A 17125-nucleotide genomic window follows, 5' to 3' on the forward strand; every position below is an offset into this window, starting at 1 on the left:
CGGGAATCCCCGGTTCAGTCCGGGGCACCGTGCCCGATGTGGACGGTGCAGGTTGGAACGAGCCGATCGGGGGAGGGGGACGGAGGTGGGCGTTGACGGCGACGTCGGTCGCGCCGCTCGGGCAACCGCTGCCCGCCGCGGAGATCGTCACCGCGGTCTTCCACGGGGTGGCGATGAGCGAGGCGATGGCCGTGCTTGCCGTCCAGGTCGAGCGGGGCGAGCCCCGGGTCCGCTGGTCCAACGACAAGGCCGTCCAGCTGCTGGGCTACGCGCTGGAGGACCTGCAGTCCCTCACCATGGGTGAGCTGCTGCCCTCGCTGAGCGGCGGGGAGTTCAAGCTCCTGTTGCGTCGCGAGCGCTCGGTCCAGATGACCCTGCCGATGCGGACCGCCAGCGGCGCTCTGGTGGACGCGCTGGTGGCTGCCACCCCGTCACCGGGCCGGGGGCTGTGGACCCTGCGGCTGGCGGCCACGGCTTCCGAGCGGGAACGCGCCCTGCGCGCCACCGCCGACGCACACGAGCGTCGCTTCGCCACGCTGACCGAGCGCTCCCCGGTGCCCACGCTGCTGTCCGAGCAGGGCATGCGACTGGCGCACGTGAACGACGCGTTCTGCGGCCTGGTCGGCCGGCAGGCCGAGCAGCTGCTGGGCACCAGCTGGCTGGCCGCCGTGCACCCCGACGACCTGGACGAGGTGATCGAGCAGGCCGCCGCCGTCCTGCAGGGCGGCGAGGCCGAGGCGCAGGCCCGGCTCGTCCGCGAGGACGGCGCCGTCCGGACGACGGTCATCCGCTTCGCGCACCTGTTCACCCCGGGTGTGGGCGCGGGCTTCGTCGGGACCATCGAGGACATCACCGAGCGGCTGGCCTTCGAGGCACGGCTCGCCCACCAGGCCAACCACGATCCGCTGACCGCGCTGCCCAACCGCACGTTGCTCGCGGAATACGTCGGCGAGCGGTTCGCCCCGGGCAGCACCGGGCTGGCGTGCATCTTCCTGGACCTGGACAACTTCAAGGTCGTAAACGACTCGCTGGGCCACGCCGCCGGTGACGAGCTGTTGGTCGAGGTCGCCGCCCGGCTGCGCACGGTCGTCCGCCCCGGTGACCTGGTCGCCCGCTTCGGCGGCGACGAGTTCGTCGTCGTCTGCGAGGACGTCGACCAGGACGACGTGGTCGCCATGGCCGAGCGGATCGGGGAGACGCGGCGCCAGCCGGTGCAGTTCGGCGACGTCGACCACCGTCCGCTGGCGAGCATCGGGGTGACCGTGCAGACCGAGGAGCACGCCAGCGCCGAGGAGCTCATCCGCGACTGCGACATCGCGATGTACCAGGCCAAGGCCGGGGGGCGCGGGCGGATCACCGTCCTGGACCAGGCGGCCCGGGCCCAGGCACGGGACAAGCTGCGGCTGGTCGCCGACCTCCGTGAGGCGATCGAGCGGCGCGACATCACGTTGCTCTACCAGCCGATCTTCAGCACCGCCGACGGCACGCCGGTCGCGGTCGAGTCGCTGGCCCGCTGGGAGCACCCGCAGCGCGGGGCGATCAGCCCGGCCACCTTCGTCCCGCTGGCGGAGGACAACGGGCTGGTCTCAGCACTCGGCCTGGCCGTGCTGGAGGAGACGTGCCGGCAGCTGGCCGAGTGGGACCAGCTCCTCGGGGCCGCCGCACCGGCTCGGGCCAACGTCAACGTCTCGGCCCTCCAGCTGGACGAGCACCTGTGCGCGCACGTCCAGGCGGCGCTGCTGCGCCACGGGCTGGCGCCCGGCCGGCTGTCGGTGGAGATCACCGAGTCCGCGCTGGTGAAGGACCCGGCCTCGGCCCGCGCCGTGCTCCTGCAGCTGCGCGACCTGGGCGTGGAGCTGGCGATCGACGACTTCGGCACCGGCTACTCCTCGCTGGCCTACCTGCGGCACCTGCCGGTCACCTGCCTGAAGGTGGACCGGTCCTTCGTCGCCGAGCTGGCCGACGGGCACGCGGAGATCGCCACGGCGGTCATCGCGCTGGCCGGGAGCCTGGGGCTGCACACCGTGGCCGAGGGCGTGGAGACCGCCGAGCAGGCGGCCGAGCTGGTCCGGCTGGGCGCCACCTACCTGCAGGGCTTCCGACTCGCGCAACCGATGAGCGGCGCGATCACGACCGCGTGGTTCGCCGACCGTGTGGGCACCGTCCAATGACCGCCGCCTCCGCCGGAGCTGCAACCGACGTGTCGCCGACCCTCGCCGCCGTCCCGGTGTTCGACATCGAGCGGGTGCTGGCCGGCATCGACACGATGGCCGCCCAGCGGCCCGTCGCCGCCCAGGTGGTGTCGGCGGCCAACGCCGACTCGGCCAGCGCGAAGGAGCTGTCCCGGATCCTTTCCCTGGACGTTCCGCTCGCCGGCCGGGTGATGAAGCTGGCGAACTCCGCATACTTCGGCATGCGCGGGCGGGTGACGTCCCTGCAGTTGGCGGTGACCGTCGTCGGCTTCACCACCGTGCGGACCATGGCCACCGTGGCGCTCACCGACCTGCACGACGAGTTCCGGCTGCCCGAGGACTTCTGGGAGGTCAGCACCACGGTGGCGCTGTCCGCGGCGACGCTGGCCCCGAAGTTCGGCGAGCGGCCGCAGGACGCGCTGTGCCTGGGACTGCTCGCCCAGCTCGGGGTCGCGCTACTGCACCACAACGACACCGACGGCTACGCCGAACTCACCGCCGGCACGGCGTCGGGCGCCGCCCGGCGGGCCGCCGAGGTCCAGCGCTACGGCATCAGCGCCCTGCGGCTGACCTCGGTGGCGCTGGAGGAGTGGGGCTTCCCGGCCAGCATGGTGCTGCCGCCCCGGCACGTGGAGGACTTCGCCGCGGTCGACGGCGCCCTGCTGCGGGCGTCGTTCGAGGTCGCGGCGCGGCTGTGCACCGAGGGCCATGAGCCGGTGCCGATGTCGGTGCTGTCCGGCGGCCAGCTCGCCGAGCGGGACCTGACGCCGCTGCTGGAGACCGTACGAACCGACGCCGAGGAACTGCGCCGCGCGCTGCTCGGCTGAGCTGCCAGTGCGGCTACCGGGGCTGGTCCTGAGTTCGGGACCCGCCCCGGTAGCACGTCAACCGGCCGGCGGGGCCGCCGGTGCGTCCACACCGACGGTGGGCAGGTAGCCCGGCTCCCGGCGGTGGCCGGTCGCCGCCTCGTACGACGCGGCCATGTCCAGCACGTCGGCGTCGTCCCACCGGGTGCCGAAGAAGGAGATCCCGATCGGCAGCGCGTCGTGCGGCCCGGAGAAGCCGGCCGGCACGGTGATGTTCGGGTAGCCGGCCACCGCCGCCGGTCCCGAGGTGCTGTAGGTGAACTCGTCGCCGACGCCGTCGAGGGTCTTGTACTTGGTGACCCACGCCGGGGTGTTGGTGAGCCCGACGATCGCGTCCAGGTCGTCCTTGTTGCCCGGGCCTTGCGCCAGCGCCTCGTCGATCGAGGCTCGGGCCAGCCGGCGGATGTCGTCGCGCACCTTCTGGACGTCGGGGTCGTCGGCCGGCACCGTGGCGGCCTGCGCCTGCTCGAACAGCTCCTGGCCGAAGTAGGCCAGCTCCACCGGGTCCTGCTCGTTGAACTCGATCAGCCAGGCCAGGTCGGCGGGGTGGTCGCCCGGCGTGGCCGCCAGGTAGGCGTTCAGGTCGCGCTTGAACTCCGCCAGCAGCGCGGGGGTCTCCCCGGCGCCAATCTCGTCCTGGTAGGCGAGCTGCACCGGGACGACGGTGGCGCCGGCCGCCTCCATCTCCTTCTGCGCGTTGGCGAATACGCCCTCGGTGACGTCGTCGACCGCCTGGGACTGTTCCGGGGTCAGCGTCCACACCCCGATCCGGGCGCCCTTGAGCGCGTTGGGGGCCAGATCGGAGAAGTCGGTGGCCAGGTCGGCGGGGATCTCCTTGGTCGCAGCGTCGGCGTCGTCCTCGCCGGAGATGACCTCCAACAGCAGCGCGGCGTCGATGGCGTGCCGGGCCATCGGGCCGGCGGTGTCCTGCTCGGCGGAGATCGGCACGATGCCCGTGCGGCTGACCAGGCCGAGTGTGGGCTTGATGCCGACGACCCCGGTCTGGCCGGCCGGGCAGACGATCGACCCGTCGGTCTCGGTGCCGATCGACACCTGGGCCAGCGAGGCGGCCACGCCGGCGGCGGAGCCGCTGGAGGAGCCGCAGGGGTTGCGGTCCAGCACGTAGGGGTTGGCGGTCTGGCCGCCCACACCGCTCCAGCCGCTGGTGGAGTCGAAGCCGCGGAAGTTGGCCCACTCAGAGAGGTTGGCCTTGCCGATCACGATCGCGCCGGCCTCGCGCAGCCGCCGGGTGATCGTCGCGTCGTCCGGCCGGCTGTCCAGCAGCGCCCGCGAGCCCGCCGTGGTCGGCAGCTCCGCGGTGTCCACGTTGTCCTTGAGCAGGACCGGGATGCCCTCCAATGTGCTGCGTGCGCCGTGCCGTTTCCGCTGCTTGTCGCTGGCCGCAGCCTCGGCGAGCGCGTGCGGGTTGATGCTGAGCACGGCGCCGAGCTCGTCGTTGACCGCGCCGATGCGGCCGAGGTAGGCGCGCATCAGGTCGACCGCGGCCAGCGAGCCTTCGTCCATCCGCTGCTGCAGCTCCGGGATGGTCAGCGCGTCGAGGTCGAGGTCACGCAGCGGCAGGGTGCCCGAGCCGGCGGCCGCGTCCGCTGGGTTCGGCGAGCCGGTGCCGTCCGGCCCGGCGGCCAGGGCGCTCGCCGGTAGGAGCAGCGTGCACGCCGCCGCGGTGGCGACAGCCACCGTGCGACGCCGCGGACGGTGGGTGGTACGAGGCACGGCGGGCATGGACTTCCCCCAGGACGTCGGTCGAACAGGCGGTGGCCGCGATGCTACGGCTTCGCAGCCTGTGCCGCAGCCCGGGAGCAGCTGTGGGCCTCGCGCGGCGGGCACGTGCAGTGGCCGGCGAGGCGGGGCACTGTGGAGGGGTGTTCGACGTCGACCTCATGGCCCTGCTGTCCCGCGAGGTGCTGCGGGAGCGCGCCGCCGCGCTGATCGCCGAGGCGTGCGCCTGGAGCGTCGGCCTGTCCGACCAGCCGCACCACCTGCGGCGGGGCGGCCGGCTGGTCGCCACCGGTGTCACCATGGGCGTCCGGGCGGCCCACGGCCAGCCGCTGTCCGGCGAGGAGGACGGCCGGCTGGAGCTCGGCGACGCCCGGCCCGGCAGCTTCGCCGACGCCCTCAACGCGTTGGCTCCTGACGGCACGGTCTACGCCGAGCGGTTCGACGCCGAGGTGGTCGAGCCGTTCGTGCTGCAGACCTGCGTGCTCGCCGCGGAGCGCGCCCGGGACACCCGGAGGGCCGACTGGGCCGAACTGCTCGACGAACTGGGCGAGGACGGCGCGGACCTGGTCGAGGTGGTCCGGCTGGGGGAGTGGGAGGCGCCGCTGCGGATCGACGCCGAGCACCTGGTGCTCGCGGCGCTGGGCGCGGCACCGCTGGTCGAGGTGGAGGCCGAGGGGCTGCCGCTCTCGCTGGTCCGGGCCGCCGAGGCAGTCACCCGCGCGGCCGCCGCGTCCGCCCCCGCCCCGGTCCCGAACGACGACCTGGCCGGGTCGCTGTTCCTGGCGCAGGCGGCGCTGCGGGCCGCCGAGGTGACCGTCCCGGTGCCGCCGGCCCAGGCCGCGCAGCTCCTCGCCGCGCTGCTCGCCGCAGGGCTGCTGCTGGAGGAGGTGCCCGCGGTGCTGCCGCACCTGCCCGTGGCGTCCGCGACCCTGCGGAAGGTCGACGCCATCGTGGCCGCCGGTGGGCTGGGGTACTGACCGCCGGCCGGGTCGAACAGCAGTCGGAGCTGTCCGCCGCCGCGCTGGCCGTACGAGCTCACCCTGGTCGCCGCCGACTCGGCGCCGGTCACCCTGGGCTGGCACCCCTGGTTCCCGCGCACGCTGGCCCGCGGCGGCAGCGCCGAGTGGCTCCTTGTCCGGCGGCCGCCAGTACGTGTGCGGCGCGGACGGCCTGCCGACCGGGGCGCTCACCGACCGCCGTCCCGGTCCCTGGGACGAGTGCTCCACCGCCTTCGACGCCCCGCCCGGCCTGCGCTGGCCCGGCGCCCTGGAGCTGGTGGTCGACTTCTCGGCCGAGCACTGGGTGCTGTTCGACGAGCGGGCGGGCGAGCTGCGCCTGGAGCCGCAGAGGGGGCCGCCCGCCGCCCCGGCGATCGGGGCGGCGGTGGTCGTGCCGGCCGGAGCGCGCCTGTCGCTGAGGTGCACCTGGCGCTGGCGGCAGCTTCGCGGTGGTCCCTCAGGGTGAGGAGAGCCCCGGTGCCGGGCGTGGACGTCCCGAGCGGTTAGCGTCCGGGAGTTGGTGTCAGGCAAGGGACGCAGGGAGGTGCTCGTGGACGACCGGCCCGGCTGGGGTGCTGGGGCTCCGCCGCTCGACCAGCGGGAGCGGGACCAGTACCTCACCTTCGGCTTCGTGCCTGAGCTGCCGCCGGACGGCGACCCGCTGGCGCTGCTGGGCGACTGGTCGCGGCCGCCCCGGCGCGGTGAGCGGTCGGTGTCGGAGGCGGCACTGGTGCGCGAGGGCGTGCGCGCCCTGCGAGCCGCCCTCGGAGAGTGCGCGGTCGCGGCACAGGGGCCCGGCGACCAGGTCGTCCTCCTCAGCGGTGGGCTGGACTCGCGCGCCATCCTGGGCGCCCTGCTGGAGAACTACCGGCCCGGGGAGGTCCTCGCCGCGACCTTCGGTGCGCCCGGTGAGCACGACTTCGACGTCGCGGCAACGGTGGCCCGAGCCGTCGGCGTCCGCCACGAGGTCCTGGAGTCCTCCGCCGTCGACTGGACGACCGACGGCCTCGTCGACTCGGTGCTGGCCCGGCAGATCCCCCTGCCGCACCCCTTCGGCCAGCGGTACCTGAGCTACCGCCTGCACCAGCGGATCGGCCCGGACAACACCTTCTGGGACGGCCTGTGCGGGGACGTGACCGGCGGCGCGAACACGCACGAGGGCGACGACCGGGCGACCTGGGAGGAGGCGGTCGCGGGGTTCCTGGACCTGCACCTCCTCCCGGACTGGGAGCAGTACACGAGCCCGGGCTTCGGGCCGGCGTCGACGATGCCCGCGGCCCCGTTCGTCAGCGACGCCGTGCTGACGTATCCCGACCAGCTCATGTTCGCCGTCCGGCAGACCCGCTACATCAACACCCGGCGCCTGCGCGGCTACACCATCCGCACACCCTTCCTGAGCCGGCCGTGGCTGGACTTCATGCTCAGCGTGCCGATCCGCTACCGGCGCGACCGGCGGCTGTACATGACGATCGTGCGGAAGGCGCACCCCCGGCTGTTCCGGCTGCCCACGACGACGTTCGACGGCGTCGGTGTGCCGGCGCCGCCGTGGCTGCGGCCGGCCCGCGTGCTGCAGCGTCGCGCCGTGCGCAAGATCCAGCGCAGGTCGGGGACCGGGGGCAAGCCGGACAGCGGCGCGAACAACGCGATCCGGCGCAGTCACCGGCACCGGCCCGACATCCGCGAGCTGATCCTCGGCAACCTCGGCGACCTGGCCGGCCGCGGCGTCGTCCCCGGCCTGGACCCGGACGCCATCGCCCGCGCGATGACCGAACGGACGATCAGCGACACCAGGCTCAGCGTGCTGCTCGGGGTGGAGGTCAACCTCAAGGCCGTCGACCGGCTGGCGGAGACCGGCGTGGAGCCGCGGGGCAGCCGCCGGAGCGGCTAGGGTTCCGGCGCCTGGCACCGCCCGGGGACACGCGAGGAGACGCCCGTGACCGCTCGGCCCATCCATGGTTCCCGGGAAGGCGGCTTCGACTGCCGCCAGCGGGACCAGTACCTCGCCTTCGGCTTCGTGCCCGAGCTGCCGCGTGACGACGATCCGCTGGCGTTGCTGGGCGACTGGTCGAAGGCGCCCCGGCGCAGCATCCGGTCAGTGTCGGAGTCCGCCCTCGTGCGGGAGGGCATCCGCGCCCTGCGGGCGGCCTTCGAGCCGTGCGCGGCCGTGACGGAGACCCGCAGCGACCAGGTGGTGTTCCTCAGCGGCGGGCTGGACTCGCGCGCCATCCTCGGCGGTCTGCTCGAGGTGTACCGCCCGGCCGAGCTGCTCACGGCGACCTTCGGCGCCCCGGGGGAACAGGATTTCGATTTCGCGGCGGGCCTCGCCCGGGCCGCCGGCGTGCGGCACGAGGTCGTGGAGTCCTCCTCCGTCGAGTGGACGACGCAGGGGCTCGTGGACTCGGTGCTGGCGCGGGAGGTGCCCCTGCCGCACCCCTTCGGCCAGCGGTACCTGAGCTACCGCCTGCACCAGCGGATCGGCCCGGATCACACCTTCTGGGACGGGCTGTGCGGCGGGGTCGTCAGCGGCGGGCACGTGCCCGGGGTCGAGGAGCGGTGGACGTGGGAGGCGGCGGTCGCCGCGTTCCTGACCAAGCACCTGCTCCCGCGCGCGGAGCGGTACACCAGCCCGGACTTCCGGCCGGAGTCGACGATGCCCGCCGCCCCGTTCATCAGCGACAGCCTGCTCCCGTACCCGGACCAGCTGGACTTCGCCCTCCGGCAGAACCGCTACATCAGGACCCGGTTCCTGCGCGGGCACACCATGTGCTCACCGTTCCTGGCCCGGCCGTGGGTGGACTTCATGCTCGCCCTGCCGATCCGGTACCGCCACGAACAGCGCCTCTACATGACGATCCTGCGGCGGGCGTACCCCCGGCTGTTCCGGCTCCCCTCGACGACGTTCGACGGCGCGGGTGTGCCGGCGTCCCCCCTGCTGCGCACGCCCCTCGTCCTGCAGCGCCGTGCCGTGCGCAAGGCGCAGCGGCTGGGTTGGCTGCCCGGCGCGGGCAGCAAGCCCGAGCAACGCCAACAACGCCATCCGGCGCGGCCACCTGCAGCGGGCCGACCTCCGGGAGCTGGTGTCGGAGAACCTCACCGACCTCGCCGGCCGGGGCATGGTGGACGGTTTCGGCGCGGATGCGGTGCCCCGGGTGATGGCCGAGCGGGGGATGGGCAGCACCATGATCGACGGGCTGCTCGGGCTGGAACTCAACCTCAAGGCCGTCGACCGGCTGGCGGGCAGCGGCGCCCGGTAGTCTCCGCGCGGGCGGTCGGCGCGCGGACCGCCCGCGGCCGGCCGGGCGGTAGATGACGCTGAGCCAGACGTCGAGCAGCACGTCGACGACGTCCTCCTCGGCCACCGCCGGACCGTCGCCACTGACGCTGCCGTAGAGGACCCGCTCGTTGAGCTGGTTGAGCATGATCGCCAGGTCACGCGCAGGCGGCCCGGGCGGGGCCGCGCCACGGCGCCGCTCGGCCTCGATGGCCTGCGTGCAGGCGGCCACCCAGTCCTCCGACACCCGGGCCCATAGCGCGCGGACGTCCGCGTTGGTGAACCGCAGCTCCGCCGCGGCCAGCGTCACCGAGCGGTGCGAACGGAAGGTGGCGGAGTAGGCGTCGATCATGGCCCGCCAGCTCTGCCGGGCGTCGGCCGGCCGCTGCGCGAAAGCGGTCGCCGAGGCCGCATCGGCCTCGGCCACCACCCGGTCGAGCAGGGTGAGCAGGACGGCGTCCTTGGAGCTGAAGTAGAAGTAGAAGGTGGGCCGGGAGATGCCTGCGCCGCGGGCCAGGTCGTCGACGGAGATCGCCGACAGCGGGCGCTCGCCCAGCAGCCGCTCGGCGGTGGCCAGGATCGCCGCCTCCCGCTCGTCGCCGGAGGGCCGGGCCGTGCGGCGGCCGCGCGTAGCCGGCGGGCGGGCGGTCGACGGTCCGGGCACGCTGGCAGCCTACCGGCGGCAGGCCTCCGTGCTCAACACGCTGTCGACCGAGCCGACGGGGCGTCGATAGCGTGGTGAGGAGGGGCCGCAGCGGAGCGGCCCGGGCACCCGGGCACCCGGGCGACGCCGGACAACGGATCTGCCATGGCACCCGAGCACGTGGACGTCCTCATCGTCGGAGTCGGCCTGTCGGGCATCGGCGCCGCCTGTCACCTGGAGCGCGACGCGCCGGACAAGAGCTATGCCGTCCTGGAGGCCCGCGGGGCGATCGGCGGGACGTGGGACCTCTTCCGCTACCCCGGCGTCCGGTCGGACTCGGACATGTTCACCCTCGGCTACGCCTTCCGGCCCTGGAACGGGGCGAAGGCGATCGCCGACGGCCCGTCGATCCGCGACTACATCCGCCACACCGCGCGGGAGTTCGGCGTCACTGACAAGATCCGCTTCCACTCCGAGGTGGTGTCCGCCGAGTGGTCGACCGACGGCGCGCGCTGGACGGTCACCGTGCGCCGCACCGACACCGGGGAGTCCGAGCAGCTCACCTGCTCGTGGCTGTCGGTGTGCTCGGGCTACTACCGCTACGACCAGGGCCACGAGCCGCGGTTCGAGGGCAGTGCGCTGTTCACCGACCGGGTCGTGCACCCCAGCACTGGCCCGCGGACCTCGACTGCGCCGGCAAGCGGGTCGTCGTCATCAGCAGTGGCGCCACCGCGGTCACCCTGGTGCCGAGCCTGGCCGCCGAGGCCGCGCACGTGACCATGCTGCAGCGCACCCCCAGCTACGTCCTGTCCCTGCCGGGCACCGACCCACTGGCCGCCGCGCTGCGCAAGCGGCTGCCCGGCAAGGTCGCCTATCCGATCGTGCGCTGGAAGAACGTGCTGGTCTCCACCGCGTCCTACCAGTTCAGCCGACGTCGTCCGGAGGCGATGAAGGCGTTCGTGATAGAGGGGATGCTGAAGGCGCTGCCGCACGACTTCGAGGTCGACACCCACTTCACCCCGCCATACGCCCCGTGGGACCAGCGGCTGTGCCTCATCCCCGACGGCGACCTGTTCTCGGCGCTGGGCAGTGGCAAGGCCTCGATCGTGACCGGCCGGATCGAGCGGTTCACCGAGCGCGGCATCCGGCTGGAGTCCGGCGACGAACTCGAGGCCGACGTCATCGTGACCGCGACCGGGCTGGCCCTGCGCGCCATCGGCGGCATGAAGCTCACCGTGGACGGCCGCCCGGTCGGCCTGTCCGACACCGTCTCCTACAAGGGGGTGATGGTCTCCGGCGTGCCGAACTTCTCCCTGGTGATCGGCTACACCAACAACTCCTGGACGCTGAAGGCCGACCTGGTCAGCGGCTACGTCGTCCGGTTGCTCAAGCACCTGGACCGCAACGGCTACGCCTCGGCCACCCCGGTCGGGCCTCGCGACGAGGCGGCGACGGGCGCCTTCCTCGACCTGTCCTCGGGCTACGTGCAACGCGGCCTGGACATGCTCCCCAGACAGAGGGCCCGGGCGCCGTGGCGGCTGTACCAGCACTACCTGCGCGACGTCGTCGGAATGCGGCACGGCCGGCTGACCGACCAGGGCATGACCTTCCAGCGGCGCCGTCCGGCCACCGCCCCGGCGACCGTCCCGGCCGCGTGATGGACCGCTACGAGTTCCCGGCGGGGCCGCCGCGGTGACCGGTGCGGCCAGCGGCATCGGTGAGGCGCTCGCCGCGGCGCTCGCGGCCCGGCTCTGCCTCGCCCATCCCGCGGCCGACGTGGACACCCTGGTCGTCGACCTAGCCGACGCCGAGGCCACCCAGCGCGCCGCCGAGCAGATCGCCGCCGGGCACCCCGACCTCACGCTGCTGGTGAACAACGCCGGGTCGCGCTGGGCGGGCGCTTCGACCAGGTCACCCTGGAGGAGTTCGAGTGGGTGCAGGCGATCAACCTGCGCGCGGTGGTCCGGCTGACCCACGGCCTGCTCCCGGTGCTCAAGGCCAACCCGGGGGCGCACCTGGTCAACGTCTCCAGCCTCTTCGGGCTCATCGCGCCGGCCGGGCAGACCGCCTACTCGACCAGCAAGTACGCCGTCCGGGGGTTCACCGAGGCGCTGCGCGCGGAGCTGGCCGGGGACGGCGTCGGGGTCACCTGCGTGCACCCGGGCGGCAACCGCACCCGGATCGCCGAGTCGGCGGGTCGGTTCGGGAGTGCCCGCCGACGAGGGGAGGCGGGCAAGCGGCAGTTCGCCAAGCTGCTGACCATGGACCCGGCCAAGGCCGCCGAACTGGTCGTGCGCGGTGGAGCGACGTCGTCCGCGACTGCTGATGGGCGGCAGCGCCGTCGTGCTGGACGGCGCCGCCCGGCTGTTCCCGGGTTCCTACGGCCGGATCGTCGCCGCGGCGACGACGGCCGGCGCCGGAAGGAGCTCGCGGCGGCGCTGAGCCGGATCCATCACTCGCTGTCGATGCCGCTGGTCGCGTGTGCGCCGACTACAGGTCCAGTACCAACGCCAGGGCCTCGTCCACCCGCTGCATCTCCTGGATGGACAGGAATCCGATCGGCTCGGTGAGGCGATCGAGGTCGACGGTGTCGAGCTGATCGCACATGACCAGGGTCTCTTGGTCGGCGATCAGGACCGACGGCCGGAAGCTGGTACTGCGCGCGCTGGTGCTGGTGAAGGCGACGATGCAGGTGCGGAGACGGAGCCAGTCCGGCTGCAGGACGACGGCGAACCGGCGTCCCCTCTGTTCGTGGCCTCTCCCTCGGGCTGGCAGTCGGTAGACCTCACCCCGCATGCAGCACGGCCTTGTCCTCCTGGATCGCCCGGATCTCGGCAAGATCGACCGGATCTTCCTTGATGGCGCGCGCTTCGGTGGCGGCAAGCTGCCGGCGTTCGTCCCGTCGCATGGCCGCGAGTGCGGCCAGAATGACCTGATCCGCGCTCTGGCGTCGGGCGGCCCCGAGCTCCAGGAGCAGGTCACGGGTACTCGTCTGAACCTTGACAGTGGTGGTGTCGGCCATGCTCGCAGTCTACTCACAGTAGACGGCTGCGGAGCGGGTCGAGGGAGGGACGTCGGGCAGCAGTAGGCGGACACGCGTCCGGTCGGAGAGCAGCGACTCCCCGGCCCGACGCGTGTCCGTGCGTTCAGCGGGTCAGACCCGGCTGCCCTCCAGGGCCGCCAGCTCCGCCTGCACCCCGCCGCTCGTGCTTGGGTCCTCGTGGTGGCCGCCGGGGCGCCACTCCACTGTGAACGGGGTAGGACGGACGCATGCCCACCTACCGAGTGAACGAGGCCGGCGTCCGGCACGCCCGCGAGCTGATCGACGCCGGGGAGTTCGACGACACCACCGAGTGGTCGGAAGCCGCGCCGTCCACCGAGGAGCGCAACGAGGAGATCGACGAGGCCGGCCGCGAGGAGTGGAGCTCCTGGTACCTGGCGGTCGACCCGGACGCCGGTGAGCAGACCAAGGCCCGGTTCCGCTTCCCCTACGGCGACTTCAGCCGGGTCAACCGGGCGGCGCTGATCCACGCCAAGCAGCGGGCGAGCCAGAACGACCACCCGGAGATCGAGCGTGCCGCCGACGAGCTGCTGGAGCGGCTGGACGCGAAGCGCGGCTAGCGCTGGACGGGACGGCGACCCGGGTCGGTCGCCGTCCCGTCCAGTCTGGCTGCTCAGCCCTTGGCGGCCATCTCCTGCCGGTACCGCTCGGTCATCGTGGCGACGGCCTGCATCTGGGCCGCGGCGTAGTCCTCCCGCTTGCCAGACGCGAACTCCTTCGCCTGCAGCGTCGCCTGCGCATGGGTCAGGGCGCCGCCCTGGAAGTGCGGCATGACGTGCTGCGCGATCAGCTCGTAGGACCGCTTCGTGGCCTGCGGGTTCGCCCACTCGTGGGCGAGCAGGAGCATCGCGCCGAACCCGCCGGACTGCTCCCACAACCGCTGCACCTGGGCGCGGGCGTCCTCCACCGTGCCGATCGCACCGACGCCGGCCTCGTTGATGAAGTCGATCATCTCCTTGACGTCGCCGCCCTCGACGGCCATCTGCGGAAAGGCCGCCGTCTTCTGGAAGTACCGGAACCAGGTCTCGATGCCGTACTCCACGTCCTTGTAGGCCTGTTCCCGGGTCTCGGCCACGTGCATCAGCCCCACCAGCCGCCACGCGGACCGGTCGACCGTCTTGCCGTTGGCCTCGGCCCGCTCCTGGACGACGTTCCAGTGGTGGCTCAGGGCGTCGAACCCGTCCTTGGTGAGCGTGGCGCCGATCGACAGCAGCCCGACCCCGTGCGTGCCGGCCATCTTGGGACCGGTCGGGGAGGCGACGGCGGCCACCGCGATCTCGAAGTGCGGCTGGGTGTAGGGCCGCAGGTGCAGACGTGCGTTGACCAGCGTGTGGGTCTTGGTCTGCGCGGTGACGGTCTCCCCGTGCAGCAGCCGCATGATGATGTCCAGGTCGACCGGCAGCAGCTCACGGGTGTCGGTGGGGTCGAGCCCCAGCATCATCGAGTCGGTGGGCAGCGACCCCGGGCCGCAGCCCAGCATCGCCCGGCCCCGGGTCAGGTGGTCCAGCAGCACCATGCGCTCGGCCACCCAGAGCGGGTTGTGGTACGTGATCGAGGTGACGCCGGTGCCCAGCTTGATGTGCTTGGTCCGCTCGGCGGCCGCGGCGATGAAGATCTCCGGTGAGGCGATGATCTCGGTCCCGGCGGAGTGGTGCTCCCCGATCCAGGCCTCGTCGTAGTCCAGCCGGTCCAGGTGCTCGATCAGCTCCAGGTCACGCTGTAGGGCCAGCGTGGGGTTCTCCCCGGCGGGGTGGAACGGGGCCAGGAAAATGCCGAACCGCAGCCTGTCCATGAGCTCTCCTCGAGGTGTGACGGTGTCCCCCGAACGTAAGCTGCGTCACACTCCGGGGCAATGGCCCGGGACGGCTCGGCCGCGGGGCCGTTTTCGCCCGCGGCCGGTGGGGCAGGGGAGAGCTCATGGCGATCGCGACGACCAACCCCACCACCGGCGAGACCCTCAAGACCTACGACCCGCTCTCCGACGACGCGCTCGAGGACAAGATTGCCCGTGCCGCGGCCGCGTTCGCGTCCTACCGGCTGACCACCGTCGACCAGCGGGTCGGATGGTTGCGCGCGGCGGCCGACGTCCTGGACGCCGACACCGATGCCGTCGCCGAGCTGATGACCACCGAGATGGGCAAGACGCTGGCCTCCGCGAAGGCAGAGGTCGGCAAGTGCGCCAAGGCGCTGCGGTACTACGCCGAGCACGGCCCGGCCATGCTCGAGCCGGTCCGCGGCGACGCGGCCGCCGTGGGCGCGCAGGATGCCTACGTCGTGTACCAGCCCCTCGGCGTCGTCCTGGCGATCATGCCGTGGAACTTCCCGCTGTGGCAGGCGATGCGCTTCGCCGCCCCGGCGCTGATGGCCGGCAATGTGGGCCTGCTCAAGCACGCCAGCAACGTGCCGCAGACCGCGCTGTACATGGAAGAGGTCTTCCGCAAGGCCGGCTTCCCCGACGACGTCTTCCAGACGCTGCTGATCGGCTCCTCGACCATCGAGCGGGTGCTGCGCGACGACCGGGTGGTCGCCGCCACCCTCACCGGCAGCGCGCCGGCCGGCCAGTCGGTGGCCGCCATCGCCGGGGACGCGCTGAAGCCCACTGTGCTGGAGCTCGGCGGCAGCGACCCGTTCATCGTCATGCCGTCGGCGGACCTGGAGACGGCGGCGGGCGTTGCGGTCACCTCCCGCAACCAGAACAACGGGCAGAGCTGCATCTCCGCGAAGCGCTTCTTCGTGCACGCGGACGTGGCCGAGGAGTTCACCCGCATCTTCGCCGAGAAGATCGGTGCGCTGACCGTCGGTGACCCGATGGACCCCGACACCCAGGTGGGGCCGCTGGCCACCGAGGCCGGACGCGAGGACGTCGAGCGCTACGTCGCCGACGCCGTGGACAAGGGCGCCACCGCCGTCGTCGGCGGAAAGCGGCCGGACCGGCCCGGCTGGTTCTACGAGCCCACCCTGCTCACCGGCGTCACCCCGGAGATGGCGATGCACGCCGAAGAGGTGTTCGGCCCGGTGGCCGCGCTGTACACCGTCGACACCCTGGACGAGGCGATCGAGATCGCCAACAGCCATCCCTACGGCCTGGGCTCCAACCTCTGGAGCGAGGACAAGGGGGAGCGGGCGCAGTTCGTCCGCGACATCGAATCGGGCATGGCCTTCATCAACGGCATGACCACCAGCTATCCGCAGCTGCCCTTCGGCGGGGTCAAGCAGAGCGGCTACGGCCGCGAGCTGACCGAGCTGGGGATGCGCGAGTTCATGAACGCCAAGACAGTCTGGGTCGGAGCGCCGAGCAGCGAGCAGGGCCAGGGCAACCCGGCGGGGGCCGCCGCCGAGTGAGCCGGAACAGCTCCTCGCGCGCCCGGGTTGGCCGGGCATGAGCAGAGTCGTGCTGGCCACCGCCTTTGGTGGGCCGGAGGTACTGTCCGTGGCCGACCAGCCAGTCGGGGACCCAGGGCCGGGTGAGGTGCTGGTCGACGTCCGGGCGGCCGGCGTCAACCCGATCGACTGGAAGACCTACAGCGGGGCGATGGGAGCCGACCCGGGCCGGCTGCCGCTCCGCCTCGGCAGCGAGGCCGCCGGGGTGGTGGCCGCCGTGGGGGAGGGCGCCGAAGGGCCCGCCGGGCCGCTCGCGGTCGGGAACGAGGTGATCGGCTTCCGGGTGCCCGGCGCGTACGCCGAGCGGGTGGTCGCTCCGGCGACGGCCTTCGTCCCCAAGCCGCCGCAGTTGAGCTGGGAGGAGGCCGGGGGGCTGATGCTCACCGGCGTCACAGCCGTGCACGCCCTGACTGCCGCGAGCGTGAGGACCGGGGACGTCGTGCTGGTCCACGGTGCGGCCGGCGGCGTCGGGTCCATGCTCGTACAGCTGGCCCTGGCCCGCGGCGCCCGGGTGATCGGCACCGCCGGTCCGGACGGCGCCGACGTCGTCCGCCGGTTCGGCGCGGAGCCGGTGGCCTACGGCGACGGACTGGCCGACCGGGTCCGTGCGCTGGCCCCCGACGGCGTGGACGCCGCCGTGGACACGGTGGGCACCGACGAGGCCGTCGACGTCTCACTCGAGCTGGTCGCCGATCGGGCGCGGATCGCCACCATCGCCGCCTTCGGCCGAGCCTTGTCCGAAGGCATCGCGCTGCTGGGCAACGGGCCGGGCGCCGACCCGGGCACCGGGGTCCGTGCTGCGGCCCGGCTGGAGCTCACCCGGGCGGTCGCGGACGGGCAGCTCACCGTGGTGGTCGCCGGCTCCTTCCCGCTGCAGGACGTGGCGTCGGCCCACCGGCAGGGCATGCAGGGACACAGCCACGGCAAGCTCGTGCTCGTGCCCTGAGCCGCGCCGGCCGACGCCCTGCCGCCG

At 73.1% G+C, this 17125-nt stretch carries 17 protein-coding genes and 1 pseudogene; 13 read left to right on the plus strand and 5 right to left on the minus strand.

Going from position 1 to position 17125, the window contains the following annotated elements:
• Window positions 1-92 precede the first annotated feature (92 nt).
• Together BLW04_RS06975 and BLW04_RS06980 are read left to right on the plus strand one after the other, a co-directional pair.
• Window positions 93-2171: a putative bifunctional diguanylate cyclase/phosphodiesterase gene (locus BLW04_RS06975; protein WP_254781143.1), complete on the plus strand. Its 2079-nt coding sequence runs from the start codon at window positions 93-95 to the stop codon at window positions 2169-2171.
• A complete protein-coding gene (locus BLW04_RS06980; RefSeq protein ID WP_091538051.1) occupies window positions 2168-3019 on the plus strand; it encodes an HDOD domain-containing protein in 852 nt (283 codons plus the stop codon). The genes BLW04_RS06975 and BLW04_RS06980 overlap by 4 nt, the downstream gene beginning before the upstream one ends.
• Before the next feature lie 57 nt (window positions 3020-3076).
• Here the strand turns inward: BLW04_RS06980 and BLW04_RS06985 are convergent, their stop codons facing one another.
• Window positions 3077-4756, minus strand: a complete 1680-nt coding sequence (locus tag BLW04_RS06985; RefSeq protein WP_254781144.1) for an amidase — start codon at window positions 4754-4756, stop codon at window positions 3077-3079.
• Window positions 4757-4941: 185 nt separating this feature from the next.
• Here BLW04_RS06985 and BLW04_RS06990 point away from each other — a divergent pair, with 185 nt between their 5' ends.
• The 4 genes from BLW04_RS06990 to BLW04_RS28175 all read left to right on the plus strand — a co-directional run bounded on the left by BLW04_RS06990 (window position 4942) and on the right by BLW04_RS28175 (window position 9106).
• Window positions 4942-5775 (plus strand): hypothetical protein, encoded by an 834-nt coding sequence (locus BLW04_RS06990; RefSeq protein ID WP_091538053.1) that lies wholly within the window; start codon window positions 4942-4944, stop codon window positions 5773-5775.
• 154 nt (window positions 5776-5929) lie between these two features.
• Entirely contained in the window at window positions 5930-6262 is a 333-nt protein-coding gene (locus tag BLW04_RS25760; protein ID WP_139306758.1) for a hypothetical protein, read from the plus strand.
• 84 nt (window positions 6263-6346) lie between these two features.
• Window positions 6347-7684, plus strand: a complete 1338-nt coding sequence (locus BLW04_RS07000; RefSeq protein ID WP_091538055.1) for an asparagine synthase-related protein — start codon at window positions 6347-6349, stop codon at window positions 7682-7684.
• A gap of 45 nt (window positions 7685-7729) precedes the next feature.
• Entirely contained in the window at window positions 7730-9106 is a 1377-nt protein-coding gene (locus BLW04_RS28175) for an asparagine synthase-related protein (protein ID WP_139306759.1), read from the plus strand.
• Window positions 9107-9158: 52 nt separating this feature from the next.
• Here BLW04_RS28175 and BLW04_RS29510 read toward each other — a convergent pair.
• Window positions 9159-9731, minus strand: a pseudogene (locus BLW04_RS29510) (TetR/AcrR family transcriptional regulator); the annotation flags it as partial.
• Window positions 9732-9875: 144 nt separating this feature from the next.
• Here BLW04_RS29510 and BLW04_RS28185 point away from each other — a divergent pair.
• Genes BLW04_RS28185 through BLW04_RS07025 form a run of 4 tightly spaced genes read left to right on the plus strand, consistent with a single transcriptional unit; the run spans window position 9876 to window position 12280 of the window.
• Window positions 9876-10487, plus strand: coding sequence for a flavin-containing monooxygenase (locus BLW04_RS28185; protein ID WP_254781145.1), 612 nt, complete (start codon window positions 9876-9878; stop codon window positions 10485-10487).
• A complete protein-coding gene (locus BLW04_RS28190; protein ID WP_254781146.1) occupies window positions 10454-11368 on the plus strand; it encodes a flavin-containing monooxygenase in 915 nt (304 codons plus the stop codon). Before BLW04_RS28185 ends, BLW04_RS28190 begins: the two co-directional genes overlap by 34 nt.
• Window positions 11369-11402: 34 nt before the next feature.
• Window positions 11403-11681, plus strand: coding sequence for a hypothetical protein (locus tag BLW04_RS28195; RefSeq protein ID WP_254781147.1), 279 nt, complete (start codon window positions 11403-11405; stop codon window positions 11679-11681).
• On the plus strand, window positions 11627-12280 hold the full coding sequence (locus tag BLW04_RS07025) for an SDR family NAD(P)-dependent oxidoreductase (RefSeq protein ID WP_254781151.1): 654 nt from the start codon (window positions 11627-11629) through the stop codon (window positions 12278-12280). The genes BLW04_RS28195 and BLW04_RS07025 overlap by 55 nt, the downstream gene beginning before the upstream one ends.
• Here the strand turns inward: BLW04_RS07025 and BLW04_RS07030 are convergent.
• Window positions 12201-12506, minus strand: a complete 306-nt coding sequence (locus tag BLW04_RS07030; protein ID WP_091538059.1) for a type II toxin-antitoxin system PemK/MazF family toxin — start codon at window positions 12504-12506, stop codon at window positions 12201-12203. The two genes, BLW04_RS07025 and BLW04_RS07030, sit on opposite strands and share 80 nt — an antisense overlap.
• A complete protein-coding gene (locus BLW04_RS07035; protein ID WP_091538060.1) occupies window positions 12496-12732 on the minus strand; it encodes a hypothetical protein in 237 nt (78 codons plus the stop codon). The genes BLW04_RS07030 and BLW04_RS07035 overlap by 11 nt, the downstream gene beginning before the upstream one ends.
• Before the next feature lie 248 nt (window positions 12733-12980).
• Between BLW04_RS07035 and BLW04_RS07040 the strand changes: the two genes are divergently transcribed.
• Window positions 12981-13331, plus strand: a complete 351-nt coding sequence (locus tag BLW04_RS07040; protein ID WP_091538061.1) for a hypothetical protein — start codon at window positions 12981-12983, stop codon at window positions 13329-13331.
• 53 nt (window positions 13332-13384) lie between these two features.
• Here the strand turns inward: BLW04_RS07040 and BLW04_RS07045 are convergent, their stop codons facing one another.
• Window positions 13385-14563: an LLM class flavin-dependent oxidoreductase gene (locus tag BLW04_RS07045; RefSeq protein ID WP_091538062.1), complete on the minus strand. Its 1179-nt coding sequence runs from the start codon at window positions 14561-14563 to the stop codon at window positions 13385-13387.
• 125 nt (window positions 14564-14688) lie between these two features.
• On the opposite strand from BLW04_RS07045, the gene BLW04_RS07050 reads away from it, so the two are divergent.
• Entirely contained in the window at window positions 14689-16113 is a 1425-nt protein-coding gene (locus BLW04_RS07050; RefSeq protein WP_091538063.1) for an NADP-dependent succinic semialdehyde dehydrogenase, read from the plus strand.
• A 37-nt stretch (window positions 16114-16150) separates the two neighbouring features.
• Complete coding sequence (locus BLW04_RS07055) at window positions 16151-17098, plus strand: quinone oxidoreductase family protein (RefSeq protein WP_091538064.1); 948 nt, start codon at window positions 16151-16153, stop codon at window positions 17096-17098.
• The last annotated feature ends 27 nt before the right edge of the window (window positions 17099-17125 follow it).

This window comes from Modestobacter sp. DSM 44400 (genome assembly GCF_900107175.1).
Taxonomy (GTDB): domain Bacteria; phylum Actinomycetota; class Actinomycetes; order Mycobacteriales; family Geodermatophilaceae; genus Modestobacter.